This window comes from Flavobacterium suzhouense (genome assembly GCF_042684765.1).
Taxonomy (GTDB): domain Bacteria; phylum Bacteroidota; class Bacteroidia; order Flavobacteriales; family Flavobacteriaceae; genus Flavobacterium; species Flavobacterium suzhouense.
In genome coordinates this window covers 180,742-200,509 of record NZ_JBHUMD010000027.1, presented here as the reverse complement: position 1 = coordinate 200,509, position 19,768 = coordinate 180,742, and the positions used below count along the sequence as shown (strand labels likewise).

20 protein-coding genes are annotated in these 19,768 nt (G+C 39.0%); 10 read left to right on the top strand and 10 right to left on the bottom strand.

Going from position 1 to position 19,768, the window contains the following annotated elements:
• Positions 1–38: 38 nt before the first annotated feature.
• Together ACFSR3_RS14075 and ACFSR3_RS14070 are read right to left on the bottom strand one after the other, a co-directional pair.
• Complete coding sequence (locus ACFSR3_RS14075; RefSeq protein ID WP_379821845.1) at positions 39–677, bottom strand: MEDS domain-containing protein; 639 nt, start codon at positions 675–677, stop codon at positions 39–41.
• A 161-nt stretch (positions 678–838) separates the two neighbouring features.
• A complete protein-coding gene (locus ACFSR3_RS14070) occupies positions 839–1,285 on the bottom strand; it encodes a hypothetical protein (RefSeq protein WP_379821843.1) in 447 nt (148 codons plus the stop codon).
• A gap of 192 nt (positions 1,286–1,477) precedes the next feature.
• Between ACFSR3_RS14070 and ACFSR3_RS14065 the strand changes: the two genes are divergently transcribed.
• Positions 1,478–2,077 (top strand): IMPACT family protein, encoded by a 600-nt coding sequence (locus ACFSR3_RS14065; protein ID WP_379821841.1) that lies wholly within the window; start codon positions 1,478–1,480, stop codon positions 2,075–2,077.
• A 109-nt stretch (positions 2,078–2,186) separates the two neighbouring features.
• Here ACFSR3_RS14065 and ACFSR3_RS14060 read toward each other — a convergent pair whose 3' ends face one another.
• Positions 2,187–2,591: an acyl-CoA thioesterase gene (locus tag ACFSR3_RS14060; protein ID WP_379821839.1), complete on the bottom strand. Its 405-nt coding sequence runs from the start codon at positions 2,589–2,591 to the stop codon at positions 2,187–2,189.
• Positions 2,592–2,781: 190 nt separating this feature from the next.
• On the opposite strand from ACFSR3_RS14060, the gene dnaA reads away from it, so the two are divergent.
• The 3 genes from dnaA (at position 2,782) to ACFSR3_RS14045 (ending at position 5,553) form a co-directional block, all read left to right on the top strand.
• Positions 2,782–4,209 carry a chromosomal replication initiator protein DnaA gene (gene dnaA / locus ACFSR3_RS14055; protein WP_379821837.1) on the top strand — a complete coding sequence of 476 codons (1,428 nt, stop codon included), beginning with the start codon at positions 2,782–2,784 and terminating at the stop codon, positions 4,207–4,209.
• Positions 4,209–4,676: a low molecular weight protein-tyrosine-phosphatase gene (locus tag ACFSR3_RS14050; RefSeq protein ID WP_379821834.1), complete on the top strand. Its 468-nt coding sequence runs from the start codon at positions 4,209–4,211 to the stop codon at positions 4,674–4,676. The genes dnaA and ACFSR3_RS14050 overlap by 1 nt, the downstream gene beginning before the upstream one ends.
• A 160-nt stretch (positions 4,677–4,836) precedes the next feature.
• Positions 4,837–5,553: an SAM-dependent methyltransferase gene (locus ACFSR3_RS14045; protein ID WP_379821832.1), complete on the top strand. Its 717-nt coding sequence runs from the start codon at positions 4,837–4,839 to the stop codon at positions 5,551–5,553.
• Positions 5,554–5,575: 22 nt separating this feature from the next.
• Here ACFSR3_RS14045 and chrA read toward each other — a convergent pair whose 3' ends face one another.
• On the bottom strand, positions 5,576–6,679 hold the full coding sequence (gene chrA, locus ACFSR3_RS14040) for a chromate efflux transporter (RefSeq protein ID WP_379821830.1): 1,104 nt from the start codon (positions 6,677–6,679) through the stop codon (positions 5,576–5,578).
• 117 nt (positions 6,680–6,796) lie between these two features.
• Here chrA and ACFSR3_RS14035 point away from each other — a divergent pair, with 117 nt between their 5' ends.
• Entirely contained in the window at positions 6,797–8,314 is a 1,518-nt protein-coding gene (locus tag ACFSR3_RS14035) for a SulP family inorganic anion transporter (protein ID WP_379821827.1), read from the top strand.
• A gap of 46 nt (positions 8,315–8,360) precedes the next feature.
• Positions 8,361–9,542 (top strand): Na+/H+ antiporter NhaA, encoded by a 1,182-nt coding sequence (nhaA, locus tag ACFSR3_RS14030; protein WP_379821824.1) that lies wholly within the window; start codon positions 8,361–8,363, stop codon positions 9,540–9,542.
• Here nhaA and ACFSR3_RS14025 read toward each other — a convergent pair.
• From ACFSR3_RS14025 to dapF, 6 genes are all read right to left on the bottom strand, one after another.
• The gene (locus tag ACFSR3_RS14025) at positions 9,539–10,849 is read right to left on the bottom strand and encodes a DUF389 domain-containing protein (RefSeq protein ID WP_379821821.1); all 1,311 of its coding nucleotides are present in this window, start codon (positions 10,847–10,849) and stop codon (positions 9,539–9,541) included. The two genes, nhaA and ACFSR3_RS14025, sit on opposite strands and share 4 nt — an antisense overlap.
• Positions 10,850–10,965: 116 nt before the next feature.
• Complete coding sequence (locus ACFSR3_RS14020; RefSeq protein ID WP_114758392.1) at positions 10,966–11,610, bottom strand: peptidoglycan-binding protein LysM; 645 nt, start codon at positions 11,608–11,610, stop codon at positions 10,966–10,968.
• Between the two features lie 455 nt (positions 11,611–12,065).
• On the bottom strand, positions 12,066–12,929 hold the full coding sequence (locus ACFSR3_RS14015) for a hypothetical protein (protein ID WP_379821819.1): 864 nt from the start codon (positions 12,927–12,929) through the stop codon (positions 12,066–12,068).
• Between the two features lie 143 nt (positions 12,930–13,072).
• Positions 13,073–14,113, bottom strand: a complete 1,041-nt coding sequence (gene mltG, locus ACFSR3_RS14010) for an endolytic transglycosylase MltG (RefSeq protein ID WP_379821817.1) — start codon at positions 14,111–14,113, stop codon at positions 13,073–13,075.
• 12 nt (positions 14,114–14,125) lie between these two features.
• Positions 14,126–14,656, bottom strand: a complete 531-nt coding sequence (locus ACFSR3_RS14005) for a GNAT family N-acetyltransferase (RefSeq protein ID WP_379821815.1) — start codon at positions 14,654–14,656, stop codon at positions 14,126–14,128.
• Complete coding sequence (gene dapF / locus ACFSR3_RS14000; protein WP_379822004.1) at positions 14,650–15,432, bottom strand: diaminopimelate epimerase; 783 nt, start codon at positions 15,430–15,432, stop codon at positions 14,650–14,652. The genes ACFSR3_RS14005 and dapF overlap by 7 nt, the downstream gene beginning before the upstream one ends.
• 204 nt (positions 15,433–15,636) lie before the next feature.
• On the opposite strand from dapF, the gene ACFSR3_RS13995 reads away from it, so the two are divergent.
• The 4 genes from ACFSR3_RS13995 to ACFSR3_RS13980 all read left to right on the top strand — a co-directional run bounded on the left by ACFSR3_RS13995 (position 15,637) and on the right by ACFSR3_RS13980 (position 19,766).
• Positions 15,637–17,025, top strand: coding sequence for a S1C family serine protease (locus tag ACFSR3_RS13995; RefSeq protein WP_379821814.1), 1,389 nt, complete (start codon positions 15,637–15,639; stop codon positions 17,023–17,025).
• Between the two features lie 92 nt (positions 17,026–17,117).
• Positions 17,118–17,882: an NADAR family protein gene (locus ACFSR3_RS13990; RefSeq protein WP_379821813.1), complete on the top strand. Its 765-nt coding sequence runs from the start codon at positions 17,118–17,120 to the stop codon at positions 17,880–17,882.
• Between the two features lie 73 nt (positions 17,883–17,955).
• On the top strand, positions 17,956–18,321 hold the full coding sequence (locus tag ACFSR3_RS13985) for a hypothetical protein (RefSeq protein ID WP_379821811.1): 366 nt from the start codon (positions 17,956–17,958) through the stop codon (positions 18,319–18,321).
• 107 nt (positions 18,322–18,428) lie between these two features.
• The gene (locus ACFSR3_RS13980; RefSeq protein ID WP_379821810.1) at positions 18,429–19,766 is read left to right on the top strand and encodes a T9SS type A sorting domain-containing protein; all 1,338 of its coding nucleotides are present in this window, start codon (positions 18,429–18,431) and stop codon (positions 19,764–19,766) included.
• Positions 19,767–19,768 lie beyond the last annotated feature (2 nt).

Sequence of the window (19,768 nt, the reverse complement as noted above, 5' to 3'; positions counted from 1 at the left end):
TATGTTGTTTTTATAATGAATTATATAAAATTGAAGCTTTACGATTTCAAAGGTTTGGACACAAAATCTGAAATGCCTGACTTTACTGCCGATGGCTCTAAATAATGTTTATTTTTTGAAATTTTTCCATTTTTGATGACATAAGGATGGGTAAGCAATACTTCAGTAAGCGTATCCTCACTAAAACTACTGACATCATACATACAAATCAGAGAACAGGAATGTTTCGGCGTAAGCACATTTAAGCTGGCCTCATAAGCCAGAAGCTCGTCCGTACCGGGAAGATTCTTCAGCGCCCAAACCATATCTCCGCACGCCCTTACACTTTCATACCCTGCCCTTGATGCCGATAATAAATTTCGTTCGAGCATATCATACATTTTATCAGCAGCAAACTCGCCACCCTTAATGTAGGTGTCTTCAGAGGCCAATATTTCCAACTGCCCACTCGCCATTGTTTCGGCTATGGATATCCCATTGTCAGCCAGGCAACGGCAATGTTCACCGTGGCGGTTTCCTTCCAATATATTAATTACCTTGTCATTGGCTGCCAGACCCTCCATAATATAGGGAATGATAACTTCATATTGCTGTTCTCTCGAATCAAAAAAACCGCATATATGCATCGGAGACATTAATGATTCTCCACATACCGAAAAAGGTGTCTGCTTACTCATAGACCAAATTTACATAATTATTTTTCTATTGGAGAGAATCAGTTTTGTGATAATTTTGTCTTATAATTATATGTATCCAGGCTAATTTATCCCAACCCTTCAGGTTCTTATTAGAGCTGAGCAATCCGAAACTCTAAACTCTAAACCCGAAACCCAACAATTTACTTGCTTTTTATTCCTGCTACAATGTTATCGCTCTTCTCGGTATAGTATAAAACATTACGTTGTTTAGGCAATTGGCCATCAAGCTCTGAACCCAACAAGTAGCAGCATACCTTCTCAGTAACAGCGGCATCATCCGGTCCCTGCACATACATGCTTACTTTATCTTTGTCTTTATAAAAAATCCTCATCCCTATCTGCTGTGCACCCCCCGTCAACGTATCAATATGGTTAACAAGTTTTTGGTTTAGCGCCTCATCTGCTGCCGAAACAGGCACCTGGTTTTTCATCACATTCTTAAGATCAAGAACCTCAAATCCGGTAAGTTCTACACCGCAGTATTTCTCTTTGGGAGCAAACTCCTCTTTCTTTTTCTCATTCTGCCCACAGGCAATAAAAGCAAGACAGGCTAAAACCGACATCCCTTTAATAATCGTATTTTTCATGATTGATTTTTTTAATTTGATATACTCTCAAATATACTAATTATCTTACTATCGGAGATTTTATTTTTCGAACCTCACCCATAATTCCGTAGGCGTTGCCTCCGGCTACTATATCTGAACCTTTCAGGTTCATCATAAAACTGTAAACCGGAAACTGTAAACTTTAAACTATTTTTTACCTTTGCAACCCTCATGGAAAACGACACCTACAAAACACTGGCAGCACCGGGAGAAGAAACACTCTTTAAAGAAAAGAACAGCAAGTTCTTTGGCTACGCCTATCCGGTAACCAGTGAGGACGAGATAAAAATCATACTTGAAGACCTTCGCAAACAACATCATTCGGCACGCCACTGGTGTTATGCTTTTCAGTTAGGCACCGATAAAATATACTACCGCGCCAATGACGACGGCGAACCCAACAACTCAGCGGGTATGCCCATATACGGTCAGATACAAAGTTTTGGAGTAACCAATGTATTAGTAGTATCGGTACGTTATTTTGGCGGTGTAAAACTTGGCGTTGGCGGACTCATTACAGCCTACAAGACTTCGGCACAAATGGCACTGGAAGCATCCGAAATCATTGAAAAGACAATCGACGTACATTATACCCTTAAATTTGGGTATCAGAATATGAACAAAGTAATGCGTGTGATAAAGGAAAAAAACCTTGATATTGTTTCTCAAAAAATGGAAATGGATTGTGAGATTGTAATTTCAACGCGTAAAAAAAATGCCCCCATGGTATTGGAAGCATTTACTAATTTATACGAAATAGTTATTAAATAGTGTCTGAAGTCCGAGGTCCGAAGCTATCAGAAACATCCGACTTTAGAGAAACAGTTAAATGTTAAAGAAAAATACGGCAATCTGCATTGTTTTCACGACAAAAAACACACTAAATTAAAGCATTTAAACGTTCTGTAATGTATGCAGGAGGTGCTGTTGGACGACCGGTTTTCCCATCAACAAATACCAAAACTGAGTTACCTGTTGTTAATAACTCACCAGCCTCATTTAATATCTCGTAGTCAAATTCTATCTTAACCGAACGCTGTTCTTTGAATATTGTCCTTACTGTTAATAAATCGTCATAACGGGCAGGTTTTTTGTAGTTCATTGTTAAGCTAACAACAGGAAGCATCACACCATCCTCTTCCATAGACTTATAGCTAACTCCCAGATTACGAAGCCATTCAACCCGTCCCATTTCGAAGTATTGTGCGTAATTTCCGTGATAAACCACTCCCATTTGGTCGGTTTCCGCATATCGCACTCTTACTCTAAATTCATGAAAAATCATATTTTATTTTTGTTAATTTTTTATTAAATCTTTACTTTGATGCTTACAATATTTTTTTTATAAAATCAATATACAAACCGTTTTTTTTTACAAAAAAATGTGTTCATATTTGTTCCTCCAAACAAGAGCATTCTGTATACTCTTTCCATAGTTGGACAACCAATTAATAAACATCTAATATTCAGGATTTATGACTAAAACTGCGCAATCGGTATGGGAGAACTGTCTTGTTTTCATAAAAGACAATATTCAGGATCAGGCTTACAAAACCTGGTTCGAACCGATTAGAGCCGTTGAGTTAACTGATAACGCTCTTTACATCCAGGTTCCGAGTAAATTCTTTTACGAATGGCTCGAGGAACACTATGTAAAACTATTAAAGGTTGCTCTTACAAAAGAACTTGGTAACAGCGCGAAGTTACTATATAAAATTAAGATGGAAAACACTTATGGCAATAAGCAGCCTTTTACAGAGCAGCTGCCAAGTGCCCATCGCGCGCCTGTTAAACCTCAGGAAGTTGACGTTCCGCTACAGAACAAAAACCCTGAACTTAAAAACCCATTTGTTATACCGGGAATCCGTAACCTTAAAATTGAATCCCAGCTGAATGCAAATTACAGCTTCGACAATTTTTTTGAAGGTGATTCTAACAGGCTTGCCCGCTCTGCAGGTATGGCTGTTGCCAACAAACCGGGAGGAACTTCTTTCAACCCATTATTAATATTCGGTGGTGTAGGTTTGGGTAAAACCCACCTTGCACATGCTATTGGTGTTGAAATTAAAGACAAATACCCTGAAAAAACCGTACTATATATTTCTGCCGAAATTTTCACACAGCAGTATATCGACTCGGTTAAAAGGAATACAAGAAATGACTTTATTCATTTCTACCAGCTTATCGATGTGCTGATCATTGACGACGTACAGTTCCTATCGGGAAAAACAGGTACGCAGGACGTGTTCTTCCACATCTTTAACCACCTGCACCAAAATGGCAAGCAGGTTATCCTTACCTCAGACAAGGCTCCTGTAGACATGCAGGATATTGAGCAAAGGCTATTGTCCCGTTTTAAATGGGGTCTTTCTGCCGAGCTTCACCAGCCTGACTATGAGACAAGGATATCTATCCTTAACAACATCCTTTACCGTGATGGTGTAGTGATGCCTGACGAAATCGTAGAATATGTTGCCAAGAATATTAAAAGCAACGTTCGTGAACTTGAGGGCGCTATCATTTCACTTATCGCACAGTCGTCGTTCAACCACCGCGAGGTAACAATTGAACTGGCTAAACAGGTAGTAGAGAAGTTTGTTAAGAATGTAAAACGCGAAATATCTATCGACTACATCCAAAAAGTAGTGTCAGATTATTTTCAGCTTGACGTTGATACGCTTCAGTCTAAAACAAGAAAGCGCCACGTGGTACAGGCAAGACAGCTGGCAATGTTCTTCGCTAAGAAGTTCACTAAAGCTTCACTGGCCAACATCGGTTCGCAAATTGGTGACCGTGACCACGCTACCGTGCTTCACGCTTGTAAGACTGTTGATAACCTTGTAACTACCGACAAGCAATTCCGCAAATTTGTTGACGACATCAACAAAAAATTATCGATATAATGCCCGTTAAGATTTTAATGGTTTGCCTGGGAAACATTTGTCGTTCTCCATTGGCAGAAGGTATCCTGCAGTCTAAATTGCCTGCGGGCGATTTTATCGTGGATTCTGCCGGGACAGGCAACTGGCACGCCGGCGAAGGTCCGGACAGAAGATCAGTTGCTACCGCAAAGAATCGCGGGCTCGACATCAGTTGCCAGAAAGCACGCCAGATAAAAGTTTCCGACTTCGATACTTTCGACCATATTTATGTAATGGACACTTCTAACCTGAGTGATGTACAAAAGCTGGCTCCGAATGCTTCGGCGAAAGCCAAAGTAAAACTAATGATGAACGAAGTACATCCGGGTAAAAACGTTAATGTACCTGACCCTTACTACGGTGGCCCCGAAGGTTTTGACAATGTATATGATATGCTTGACGAAGCCTGCGAAATTGTAGCCCGAAAACTTTTGAAAGAGCATTCATAATGCTTACTTTTTGTCATTGCGAGCGCAATGCAATGAAACGCTGCAATCTCATTCATACTCTAAAATTCTTCGACTCCGTTGCACTTCGCTCAGAATGACAAAAACCCGACTGAATAACCTACCTTTGCACACATATTAATTCATACAAAATTTCAGAATTATGAACCCAACAGGCAAGCTATACCTATTACCCGTACCCCTTGGCGATGACGCCGACCCAAAACTGGTTTTACCCGATACCATAGCACGATCTATTGAGTTCATAGACCATTATATTGTAGAGAACGAGAAAACGGCGCGCCGTTTCATCAAGGCGATCCTTCCCACCAAAAAACAGCCTGATCTAAAATTATCTGTCCTTAATAAGCATACCGATGCCTCAGACCACCTGTCATTTATACAACCCTGTATGGAAGGCAAGAATGTTGGACTGATGAGTGAGGCCGGATGCCCCGGTGTTGCCGACCCGGGTGCGGCTATTGTGAAAATTGCACACGAACGCAATATTCAGGTAGTACCGTTGGTTGGCCCTTCTTCTATCCTGTTAGCTATTATGGCAAGCGGAATGAATGGGCAGAGTTTTGCGTTTAATGGTTACCTCCCTATCGATAAATCGGACAAAAAAAGTGCATTGAAGAATTTCGAAAAGCTTTCACACGATAAGAGCCAGTCGCAATTGTTTATCGAGACGCCATACCGCAACAACAAACTGATGGAGGATATCCTGAACACGCTTCAGCCGAACACCCATCTATGCATTGCTGCAGATATTACCCTGCCTACCGAATACATCAAAACCAAAACCATTGCCCAATGGAAAAAAGAAAAGGTAGACCTGCATAACAGGCCGTGTATTTTTATAGTACACAGGTTCTAAGTTGATAAGGTTTTATATGTATCTAAAAATACATTAATAAATACCCAAAGATACTGCCAAACAATATAATATAAGCACTGTTTAGTGATGGCCTAAACCACAAAATAAGAAAGCTTAAAACCGCTATCGCTATTGTTCGCCAGTCCGTTAATGCCTCTTGTCCCATTTTAAGACAAACTACAGCTATGATGGCAACCGATGCCACATTTATTGCATCTAAAAATGCCTTAAAAAGAATTGATCTCAGCAACTTACCTTTGAAGTAACCTATAAGACTTACAAAAATAAAGGAAGGTATAAATACACCAAGTGTGGACAACATTGCCCCCATCAATCCATTTATTTGGTAACCGATAAAGGTAACGGATGAAAATACAGGTCCCGGTGTAATTTGCCCAACGGAAATAGCATCCATTAGCTGTTCACGTGACAAAAGTCCTTTGGCAACCAATTCATCTTCTATAAAGGCAAAAAGTACGTAGCCGCTACCATACAATATCGCTCCTATTTTTAAAAACACCCAAAATAGTCCTGAATTGCTAGCCGCTTTTACCGGAGCAAAAAAAAGCACCGGAAAAACAGAAACCACTACCTTTTTAGCTTTTATAAAATTGTAGATTAGATATAAAAGCCCCACTCCAAACATTACAAAAACTTCATTAATCCCAATAAAAGCAAGTACTAAAGCTGCAATACCAACAACTATGAGTCCGTTACTTTTTAGCGATGCCCTAGCTAATGGATACACCGCCACAAGTATCACAGGAATAACAACAGCCCTCACACCATAAATAAAAGGTTCTGCCTGAGGCAATGTCCCATATTCCTTATACATCCAGGCAAAAGCAATAGTAATAAGTACAGCCGGCAATATAAAACATATACCCGCAATCACTAAACCTTTTGCACCCCCTTTTTCTTTACCAATGTGTATAGCAAGCTCTGTACTGTTAGGTCCGGGAATCAGATTTGTAAGCCCTAACAGATTCAGGAACTGGCCATCGTCCATCCATTGTTTTTTGGTAACTACTTCACGGCGCATCATCGCAATGTGTGCTGCAGGGCCGCCAAAAGCTGTAAAACCAAGTCTAATGAACAAGCTGAGTATTTCATTTACTATTTGCATACAACAAATATATACAACGTCAAGGTTTTATTTTATATCCATACTTCTACTTTGTAACTTTGCAATTCTAAAAAACTTTGAGACTTAGCTTCTCTGCAACTTTGCAACTTCTAAAAAATGAAACTATTCGACTTCTCCCAAAAAGTAAACTATAAAAACGAAATACTTGCCGGGCTTACCGTAGCCATGACCATGATACCCGAATCGCTTTCTTTTGCGATACTGGCGGGATTTCCACCATTAGTTGGATTATATGCTGCTTTCATTATGGGACTGGTCACTGCTGTTTTAGGTGGAAGACCGGGACTGGTATCGGGAGGTGCAGGTGCAACAGTTATTACCCTTATCGCCCTGATGAAATCGCACGGCATGGAATATGTTTTTGCTGCTGTAGCATTAGCCGGAATAATTCAGATCTTAGTTGGAGTATTTAAGTTTGGGAAGTTCATTCGCCTGGTTCCGCAACCGGTAATGTATGGTTTTGTAAACGGGCTGGCGGTTGTAATATTCATGTCGCAATTAGAGCAGTTAAAAGGAGCAGATGGCAGTTGGCTAACAGGCTCAGCTTTATACACCATGTTAGGGCTTATTGCCCTGACAATTGCAATTGTTGTAGGTTTCCCTAAGATTACAAAGGCAGTTCCGGCATCGTTGGTAGCTATTATAGTAGTGTTTTTGGTCGTGCTTGGCTTTGGTATCGAAACCAAGACAGTTGCAGATATCGCTTCGGTACAGGGAGGCTTCCCTCCTTTTCATGTACCTGATATCGCTTTTAATTTTGACACTTTTCAAATTATTGCTCCCTACGCATTAATTATGGCAGCGGTCGGTTTAACCGAAGGACTGCTTACCCTTAACCTTGTAGACGAAATTACCGGAACACGCGGCAATAGTAATCGTGAATGCATCGCACAGGGAACTGCAAACATCGCCAACGGATTCTTTTTCGGGATGGGTGGCTGTCCTATGATAGCCCAAACGCTGGTTAACCTTTCGGCAGGATCAAGAGCAAGACTATCGGGTATAATTGCTGCCCTGACCATACTACTTATCATATTAGTCGGTGCTCCTGTAATAGGAATGGTTCCCATGGCAGCCTTAGTAGGTGTAATGGGCATGGTAGCTTTTGGCACATTTGAGTGGGCAAGCTTCAGGATCATTAACAAAATGCCAAAGTCGGATATTTTTACAGGTATGTTAGTGGCTGTTATCACTATAGTGCTTCATAATTTGGCTCTTGCTGTATTGATTGGCGTTATAATCTCTGCCCTTGTATTTGCATGGGAAAGTGCCAAACGCATCAGGGCAAGGCACTATATTGATGAAAACGGAGTAAAACATTACGAAATATACGGCCCGCTGTTCTTTGGTTCGGTTACGGCATTCAATGAGAAATTTACCATTGAAAACGATCCACAGGAAGTGGTGATTGACTTCAAGGAAAGCCGTGTATCAGATATGTCTGCTATAGAAGCACTAAACACACTGGCTTCTAAGTATCGAAAAGCAGGGAAAAAATTAAGGCTTCAACACCTTAGCCCTGACTGCATACAACTATTAAAAACAGCCGAAACGATTATAGAAATTAACACTCCGGAAGACCCGGCATACAAGGTAGCTATAGAGAACTTATAACCAATTTAACTAGGCCAAAACGCCTATTTTTGGTATATTTGTAGTTATGGCAAAACTCATCAACCTTAAAATATTCAAACGCTTTTCGGAATCTTCTTCTTTTGGAGGTATTTTGCTTATAGTATGCGTTATAATTTCTCTATTAATAGCTAACACCAGTTTCGCTACAGGATTTCAAAATTTCCTAAATACAGAAATTGGCTTCTCTACTACAGGCATACATTTGGATTATTCCATCCTGACATGGATAAATGACGGACTTATGGCGGTATTTTTCCTGTTGGTAGGGCTTGAAATTAAAAGGGAAATCGTTGAAGGTGAGCTTTCTTCAATAAAACATGCTACTTTGCCTGTATTGGCAGCTATAGGTGGTGTTATTGTACCTGCTATAATTTATACTTTATTTAATGAAGGTACAGCTACCGCAAACGGATGGGGGATACCTATGGCAACTGATATTGCTTTTGCTCTGGGAATATTATCCTTATTGGGCAGCAGGGTTCCAACAGGGTTAAAAATATTTTTGGCGGCATTAGCTATCGTAGACGACCTTATGGCAATTATTGTAATAGCAATCTTCTACTCTACCGAACTACACTTAAATTACCTGGCATTCGCCGGAGCAATGTTTGCATTACAAATAGCTTTTAATCGTTTCGGGGTTAAAAATATCTGGCTTTATATACTACCGGGAATGGTTATGTGGTATTTCATTCACCACTCCGGCATACATGCCACTATTGCCGGTGTACTTACTGCACTTACACTTCCCACTACCGAAGATGATGTAGAATCTCCACTTGAAAAGCTGGAACACGCTCTTTCTAATCCCGTGAATTATGTTATTATGCCCATATTTGCCATAGCAAATACTAATATTACTTTTCAGGAAGGAATGGTAAATGGCTTAACCAGTAATCTTGGATTAGGTATAGTATTAGGTTTATTCTTAGGAAAACCAATTGGCATATTCCTCATGTCATGGCTTTCCGTTAAATTGAAAGTTGCGGAATTACCCGAGGAAACCACCTGGAAGCACATTGCCGGACTGGGTTTATTGGGAGGCATCGGCTTTACGATGTCAATTTTTATAGCTCTTTTATCTTTCAGTGATGCTACTTTACAGCAGGAAGCAAAGTTTGCTATCCTTATCGCTTCAGTGCTATCAGGAATTGTGGGATATACACTTTTAAGCAGTTACAATAAAAAGAAAAAACAAGCCGCTTAATCAGTTACCCTTATTAGTTTAACATCCTTTACGCCTATTCTTTGCTCAAGCCATTTTTTAAGGCGTTCGTTATCTGCCTGGATCAATACCTTATTGCTGTTGTACAGAGCAACATTAATAGGTAAAATACTGTCTTTAGTTTCCAGTCTTTGCCTTGACACAGACAATGAGGTTATGTCCGGAAACAATATTGATGCTTCTTTAAAAAGGCCGTCATAGCTCAACCTGTATTCTTTTAACCTGTTTTCAAGCTGCAGGATTTTAAGGTCTTTTTCATTAAGCTGGCTTTCACCTGTTTTAATCTGATCCATTATATCCTTGCGTAAAGCTGTAAACCTGTCGGTGCTATCTTGCCTGATATGAAGATACACTCCTTTTAAATAACTATTCTTCTCCTTATCCGCCTGAAGTGATTTGAGCTCTTCTTTTGTAAATCGTTTACTAAGAAGTGCTACTTCAATTCTTTTTGGAGCAGACTTAAAATCTGTTTTCTTATACACTACAGTATAACCTTTTTCGGTAAACTCACTGTTTATAAAAGCCTCAACATTCTTTTTAAACTGTTGTTCGCGATAGAGCGAATAAGCTAACCATGCGCTAGGAACCAACATAATAAGCGTAAGAGTTGTAATAGACAACCTTAGCCTCTTTTGCCAGCTTTTATCTACCTGCTCTTTAGCAGGATACCTTAGGTATTTTACAATCAGAAAAGTCGCAATACCTATAAAGGTACAGTTGATGCAATACAGGTAAAAAGCACCCAGCATAAACGACCACTGCCCTGTTGCTATACCGTAGCCTGCAGTACACAACGGCGGCATTAACGCTGTTGCTATGGCAACCCCGGGAATAGGATTTCCTTTTTCAGTACGGGTAACCGCAATAACACCAACCAATCCTCCAAAAAAAGCAATGAGTATATCGTAAATATTAGGAGAGGTACGTGCTAAAAGTTCCGACTGGACATCTTTAAACGGACTAAGGTAAAAGTAAAGTGAAGACACCACAAGACTAACAACTGTAGCAATAAGAAGATTTCTAAGAGATTTTTTCAGCAAATCGAAATCATAAATCCCCAGGGCAAATCCGGCTCCGACTATTGGCCCCATAAGTGGTGAAATAAGCATTGCGCCAATAATTACCGCGGTAGAATTTACATTAAGACCAACCGATGCAATAATAATGGCACAAGCCAGTGTCCAGAGATTAGCACCTTTAAATGAAATATTATTTTTTACTTCTTCGAGTGTCTTCACCCTGTTACCTTCTCCTTCACGAAGGTTAAAGATTTCACTAAACTTTGCCATATAATTACGTTATACTACCAATTTACTAATTAAAAGGTTTCAGCACAAGCAAAGCCATAAAAAAAGCCGCTGTAAAAGCGGCTTTTTCATTATTTGTTTGTTTGTTGCTTTATATTTTACATTACCTTTGGTTGTTGCTGTGCAACAATGTTTGAAGTATCATAACCACCAAATTTTTTGATGTATGTTTTAAGCGAAGTACCGAAACCGTCTTTAAAAGCTTTATTTCCATTACTGTGCAAAAAACTTTTAACAGAGCCCGCTCCTGCAAGGTGAGCTGCAGCCAAAAGGCCTGATTCTGTAATTTTTACACCTTTGATAACCCTACCATCAAAACGATGAATCTCTTTACGAAGTTCCCATTTGTTTTTAGCAAGAAGCGCTTTAAAAGCTTTTTCCTGAAGCGCAGGATTGTTTAAAAATGCCTTGGTATCTTTAATACCTATAGCACGAAGGGCGCTTTTACCAAATTGGTATTTACCCATGTAACCAAAACGGTTTACAAGCTTGTAGAGTCCCTGAGACTCTTTAAAGGCTACTGCCTGTTTAAATCCTACGTAAGACTTTCCAGTGAACGGAAAGTTAAAATCGACCTTTGCAGTCTCGTCGATGGTTGGTACTGTGTAATTCGTGATCTCGTCTTCAGCAAGGTGAAATCCTTCGATCTTTCCAAATTGTTTTGCTTCTGTCTTTTTAAAGCCCGAGCTTACAATCGTGATGAATAGGGCTAACCCTAAAAAGTATGACCATTTTTTTATCATGTATTTTGTTTTCTCATAAGCTGTCACCTTAATGAAATTACCGAGGCAAATATACGACAAAAAACACAGTTGATAATCAATTAGTTATAAACACCCCTAACTTTAACATAACCTTAAGGTCACAATTTAAGAAGAAGAATCTTCCCTAACTACTGCAACCAAAGGGAGTTACAAAGATTACCTTACAAAGTATTTTAACGGGAAAAATGTGCAATTTATCGAGGATAAAATTTATAAAACAGTGGAAAAAACTTTAAATTTAAGTAAGAAAATAAATACGATTTAAGTTTTCAAACATCAAATTTTGATCGTTTTGATATGCATGCAGAATAAAAAAGAGTATTCTGTAAGATAATATTTCGTTTTAAGTGTTAATTCTCGGCTAATCTACATATATCACAGGATGTGGTATTAATGCGTACGGAAAAATTATAAATAGATTTATAAAAACTTATTTAATTTAAATTACTTCCTTTTCTTGATGCTATAGGATATGGATTGATTTTCCAAACACGATACCCCTTCCTTACCAATTTATATAATGGTATGGCATAACTTACAGTAAGAAAGGTTCTTGATTGATTATCACCTACAGTTCCTAATTCATACCCTAAACCTATTTGAAAATCTAATAAGGCCATATTTAAAGTTGGGGCAAAAACATTCTTAGTATCTTCTCCTGTTCCGGAGCTAAATAATACTCCTATATGAAAGCCAATAGTATTTGAATACTCTTCATTTGTTATCTGACCAGTATCATCCCTTGTAATTTCCATTCTACCCCAACTCAATCCTACACCCGCTCCTATCGATGTAAAAAGAGTCACATTTCCCAAAGCATTATCTGTGGAAGTATCATTAAAGTTAAATCTTGCAATAGGAATACTAAAATTAGTATTTGATATTGTTGCTTTATAAATAAGTATAGAATTTTTTAAAGCTTCATTCTTCTTATTTAGAAATTCAACTGCCATACTCGACGCTGTAGGTACTACACCAAGGCTATTTTTATCCTGAATAATTAATGTAAGAGGCTTAGATTCATTGGCTTTTCCATTTTTCACAATACTTGATTTAATTCTAATTACGCTACCTACTGCTAACACAGTAGCAAAAGTGTGTCTAAAGAATCCTTTATCATCAACGACCACACTAACATCTGAATAATCACCATCATTGTTAGTATCAATTCTTACAGTGGTTCCTACTTTGCCTGTTCCTGATATTGATGTTCCACTTAACGATTCAATATTAGGCAGCGTTTGAGCACTCAGTCCGAAACAGATTAAGAACAATAAAAAAAATAGTTTTGTTTTCATAGTAAGATGCTTTAAATATTATGCTTTAAAAGTAAAGCATCTGCACTACGACAAAAATGGATAAATCCTTATTTTGAATAGGTTTTTACCCATAAAAAAAGGATAGTCAAATAACTATCCTTAAATATCCTTTAGAAACGATTTTATCTCGTTATTCCCATTTTATTAACCCAAGCCACATATTTCTGACGGTTTACTTCGTGCTGAGCAGGAGTAACTGCAAACTCATGGTAACCAAAGTTGGTTACGCTCGCGCAGAAGTAAATGTAGTTATGTTTTTCAGGGTTCAGTACGGCATCAATAGCAGTGATATCAGGCATTGCAATAGGTCCCGGAGGTAAGCCCTCATATTTGTACATATTATAAGGAGAATCGATTACAAGGTCTTTAAACAGTACGCGTTTAATTACCTGGTCAAAATCACCCGATTGTTTTTTCATGGCATAGATAACCGTCGGATCGGCTTCCAGCTTCATGCCTTTGTTAAGACGGTTAAGATATACACCTGCCACGCGCGGACGCTCATCTGTTTTCACAGTCTCTTTGTGTACGATAGAAGCCAGTGCAGATACCTGTAGCGGTGTAAGGTTAAGTGCTTTGGCTTTAGCCAATCTGTCCTCATTCCAGAACTTCCTGTATTCCTTAGCCATTTTCTCCCTTACTTTGTTAGGCGTAGTGTTCCAGAAGAACTCATAGCTGTTCGGGATAAACATGCTTAGTACGTTATCTTTATTAAAACCGTTATCGGCAAGGAATTTCTCATCGGTAAAAGCTTCAAGCAGCGAAAGGCTGTCAGGCTCTATCTGGTGCGAAAGACGTCCAGCTAATCTTTCTATAGTCTCCTGATTGTTAAAAGCAACATTAACCGTTACCGGCTGACGCAATGAGTTGATGATGTCATTGCTGTTCATTCCGTTTTTCAGAATGAATTTACCTGCTTTTACATTGGCAGGGTATTCTTTTTTCTCAGCAACCGAGTTAAGCTTGTCCATATCCTCAACATAAGGAGCAACAAGTTTCTTTACGGCTTCATAATCCGATCCTGTTGGAATGAATACTGCAACTCTCTCGTCTCCAAACTTTGTGTTAGGCGAAAAGATCTGTTGATACATCCTGTAACCGATAACAGTTCCTCCAATCACTACAATAAGGGAAACTATCCCTACGATTCTTCTAAGTTTCAATGTAATTAGTTGTTATTGCTGACGAATAAGCTGGTACAGCCCCTCGTCGTGATAGTTATTATTTTTTTTAATCCAGTCTTTTTTCTGACCTATCAATTCAAAGCCAAAATTAGTAAAAAGGCTCACACTTGCAACATTACCCGAATCGATATTCGCATACAACTGATGTAACTGTAACCTACTGAAAGCGTAATCAATAAGAAGCTGCAAAGCTTCTGTACCTATACCTTTGTTTCTTTCTTCAGTATCCTGTATAATGATGCCCACACCTGCCCTGTTATTCACAGGGTCAAAATCGAAAAGATCGATAAGCCCAATAGCATCAAAAGAGTTCTTTTTACAGATGGCAAGGCGAAGCTGTTTAGCCTCATAGATATCCTGATGTGCATTCTCTAAATACTGGCGTATAAGGAAACGGCTGTAAGGGGTTTGCGTATTGCTTACCTCCCAGATGGCCTCATTATTTTCCAGCCTGTAGATGAACTCCAGGTCGTCGGGCTCGAGTGCCCTTAAATAAATAGTATTTCCGGTTAGGGTTACCATTCTATTTCTCCGGTGAAAACATATTTTGCAGGCCCTGTAAGATACACTTCGGTAAACTGCTTGTCATTTTGTTTGAAAGACACTTTCAGTTCGCCGCCCGGTGTTTCAAGCTTTACCTCATTGGCATCAGTATTGCCCAGTACTTTCATAGCGATCGCCACGGCAGTTACACCTGTACCACATGATAAAGTTTCATCTTCTACTCCACGCTCATAGGTACGTACTGAAAATTTGTCAGCACCGGCCTTAGAAACGAAGTTTACATTAGAGCCTTTATCGCCATACAGTCCGCTGTAGCGGATATTAGCACCTATATTTTTCACATCAAAGTTTGCAAGGTCCTCTACGATCTCAACGTGGTGCGGAGAGCCTGTATCCATAAATACATAGTTCTCATAAACCGAAACGGTATGCACATCTTTCATATGCAACGATACGGTGCCATCCGGAGCCACAATAGCATGATGACGTCCGTCAATAGCGGTAAATTCGGTTTCGTCGTCTATAATTTCAAGTTGTTTGGCAAACGCAACAAGGCATCGGCCTCCATTTCCGCACATGGTACTCTCATTTCCATCAGAATTGTAATAGACCATACGAAAATCCGTAGCATTGTCGTTCTCTAATAATATAAGCCCATCTGCACCGATGCCAAATTTACGGTCACATAAATGCCCGATAAGTTTGGTATCATTTTTGGGAAATAAATTATCGCGATTGTCTACCATAACAAAGTCGTTTCCTGTGCCCTGGTATTTGTAAAAAGTGTGTTTCATCATTACTATATTACCGCAAAAGTACAAATATAAATGACATGTAAAATGCATAATACAGTTGTAAAAACAACGAATTTGTTATAATCGGAAATGTAAAGACGTAGCATTGCTACGTCTCTACCTAAGAAAGTTTTTTATGGCTGACAATCGCACAAAAAACAAAAATCATTAATCGATAAATTAAAATTAAATACTGTTTAAATTATGAAGAGAATTTCTGGTTTATTCTTAGTGGCGCTAATGAGCGGCGCTACGACTCTGGGAGCTTACAAACTGGTATTTGATAACGACACACCATCATCTGCCTTATCAATAGCTCCAACTAATTATTCAAGGACTGTAGGTTTTAACGGTGCAGAACCGGCCGACTTTACAGCTGCCGCCGATCAGGCCGTGCATACGGTGGTTCACGTGAAGAATGTTACCTATTCGAACCAGCCCCGTAACATGATGGAATATATTTATGGTTATCGTAGCGCAGAGCCTACCCCACAAGTAGGAACGGGTTCGGGGGTAATTATTACTGAAGACGGTTACATCGTTACCAACAACCACGTGGTGGAAAATGCTTCAGAACTTGAAGTTACCCTGAACAACAACAAGACCTACAAAGCTAAACTTGTTGGTACCGATTCAAAGATGGATATCGCACTATTGAAAGTTGACACTAAAGACAAACTACCGTTTGCCACTTTTGGTAACTCAGACGATATTAAAGTAGGCGAATGGGTGTTGGCGGTGGGTAACCCTTATAACCTTACCAGTACTGTTACCGCAGGTATCGTTTCGGCGAAAGCCAGAAACCTGAGCAAAGACGGAATTCAGTCGTTCATCCAGACGGATGCGGCAGTAAATCCGGGTAATAGTGGTGGTGCATTGGTTAACACTAAAGGCCAACTAATAGGTATCAATACCATGATTACCTCTATGACCGGATCGTATGTAGGTTATTCTTTTGCCGTTCCTTCTAACATTACACGCAAGATTATTGAAGATCTTATGGAATATGGTAATGTACAACGAGGTATCCTTGGTGTACAGGGTGGTGAACTTAACAGCGCTATGGCAAACGATCTTGGTGTTACCGAAACACAAGGCTTTTATGTAAATGATGTAACTGCCGACTCTGGTGCTAAAAAAGCCGGCATTAAAAAAGGAGATATAATTGTTGATATTGATGGTAAGCCTATAAATGGTTATGCCGATCTTAACGCCGCAATAGTTACAAAACGCCCTAATGATGTGGTAAGAGTTAAAATACATCGTGACGGAGATGTGCTTACTATTCCGGTTAAGCTTACCAAAAATGAGGTTAATACCTTTACCTATAGCGGACTTGAACTTGAAGACCTAAGCGCAGCCGAGAAGAAAAAGCTAAACATTACCTACGGTATCAGGATCAAAGAGATTACCGATGAACAATACATGCCTTACTACGACGAATTAAAAGACGGAGTGATACTAAGCATAGGCAACATAAAAGCTAAAGATATTGAAACCGTATCTAAGCTGCTTTCCAACAAAGGTCCTAACGACCGCGTAAGGGTACAGATGATAACTAAAAATGGCGAGTTGGTACGTTTTATAATGTAAAATCAGTTTTAAGTAATCAGTTAACGGTTTGACTAGTCCTAAAATAGGTTGACTATTTTAGGACTAGTCATATATTTGTTAAAAATAAAATTATGCCTACTAACTATAGCCTCGACTGGTTAACCGATCGATATGAAAATGGTGACTCACTGAAATTCATCTACTTTTGGGGAAATACCAATAACAGAAATGAAATTAGTAAAGCGTGTTTTAGCCAATGGTATGAGAGTTCATTTATAGTTAATGACATTAAATATAAAACGGCAGAACACTGGATGATGGCTCAAAAAGCACTACTCTTTAATGATGAGGAATTGTTTGAGAAAATAGTTAACTGTGAAAAACCCGGTGAAGCAAAAGACCTTGGACGTGAGATTAAAAACTTTAATGAGGAAATCTGGATCAACGAAAGGTTTGACATCGTAAAAAACGGCAATATTCATAAGTTTAATCAAAATTGCGAGCTTGGCAATTTCCTTCTCACTACTAAAGATAGAATACTTGTTGAAGCAAGCCCATTGGATACAATCTGGGGTGTAGGTCTCTCTGCCGACAACGAAAACATAAACAATATTTATTTATGGAAAGGAACTAACCTACTAGGTTTCGCATTAATGGAAGCAAGAGACTTTTTATCAAAATATGGTTTCTTTAATCCTTTTGAAACTACTTTTTTACCACCATGGCTAAAATATCAAGGAGAATCTCCTGAAAGTATTTTTTGGAGAATGGGAAATGGTGAAGAGTATATAATTCAATTAGTCAATTATTTAGATAAACTCACCGAAACAGAAGAACAACTTTATAAGCTTACATACCCAGAACCCTACGAATGGAAGGGCTGGTACAACAGTTAACAACCTAATCATAACCTTTATTAAATAGTAAAACAACGTACGCTCTTTACTTTTGCAGAAATATCCCCTAAAAATGAAGAAAAAGACTTTCCGAAAACTGGAAGTGCTGTTGCATTTTGTTACTGCTTTCATCCTTATCATCAAAGGCGTTGACGAGATGAGCAGACGATTGTATTTTCCGGGGTGCATTATTTTAGGGCTGGCCATTACCATACTTATCATTACCATATTCTGGAAAACACTCTATATTTCCCCAAAAAATGCAAGACAGATATGTTATTATCTCGAAGCTCCCGCACTACTCATCACCTCCTATGTATTATATCTTGAAGACAAGCCTTTTTTGCCGCATCTTTTTTTAACCGCAGCATTGCTCTATCCTATGGTTGGTTTTTTATCTTCAAAAAAACCAAAAGACCTTAAAAAACATGGTTTTTAAATTATAAATCAGATCGTTAACATAAAATAACATTCAATAGCATAAGCTAACCATCTTAGCTGATTGGCCATTATACATTTGTCTTATAAACGTTAAAAAATAAGACAATGAAAACCAATACAATTATCAGGCAAACTCTTTTGGTAACCGCTTTGGTGTTTACATGCTACACAAATGCACAGCAACCTAAAGGTTTTGGTAAAACAATCGAAAATCCATGTTCAGCCACACAGTATGACAACTATTTAAAAACAGCTAAAGGAAGAACACAAACCGAAGCCCAATTTGAACAATGGCTTGCTCCAAAAATTGAAGACCTGCGTCGTAACAAAACGCTTCAGAAATCAGGCAATAATGTAGTAACGCTCCCTATTGTAGTTCACGTGATTCATGATGGAGACGCTATTGGTGAGAATGAAAACATTAGTGACGAGCAGGTATTATCACAAATTACTGTTTTCAACAACGACTTCAGAAGATTATTAGACTCTCCGGGATATGTAGAAGGCAATGCCGGAACAGACACTGAAATTGAATTCTGCCTCGCCCAACGCGATCCTGATGGCAACCCTACTAATGGTATTGACCGTATATACCGTAATAAAGCCAGCTGGGGAATGACAGCTATAGAAACGCAACTGAAACCTGAAACACAATGGGATCCTGAAAAATACATCAACATTTGGGTTTGTAATTTTGGTGGTGATCTTTATGGTGTTGGCGGCTATGCATTCTTTCCGGAAGGATCGGGTCTTGAAGGTCTTGAAGGCGCAGAATCGTATGCTGAGAACGACGGTGTAACCATGTACTACAAGTGTTTTGGATCATCCGACCTTGCGCCTGAAGGTATTTACATTCCGGGAATGGACAAAGGCCGTGCAGCAGTTCACGAAATGGGACACTTTTTTGGACTAAGACATATTTGGGGGGATGGCGAAGACTGTACAGCCACTGATTATTGCGAAGACACCCCTAATGCTATTGCTATGAATATAAGCTGCGGACCTGTAGATTCCTGTCCGGATGATCCCGGTTTTGACATGATTGAGAATTACATGGACTATACGCCAGATGAATGTAAAAGCATATTTACACAAAACCAGAAAGAAAGAATGTGGGCTACACTCCAAAATGCGCAACGCAGAGGAACACTTATAACATCCGATGCTTGCCAGGCACCAACCGCAGGATTGAACAACAACCAATTACAGGGAATTAATATATATCCGAACCCCGCAAGAGATATTCTTAACATAACGTCCGATATAACAGGCGTAACAGGAAGTTATGAGATTTACAACACGCTTGGACAATCAATTATTAGTAAAAACATAACTTTTGAAGATGCGTTAAGTATTGATATTTCAGCATTAAGCCAGGGAATCTATATTTTAAAACTAAACAGGGAAGGAAAAACCAAAACCCTGAAATTCATTAAAGAATAAAA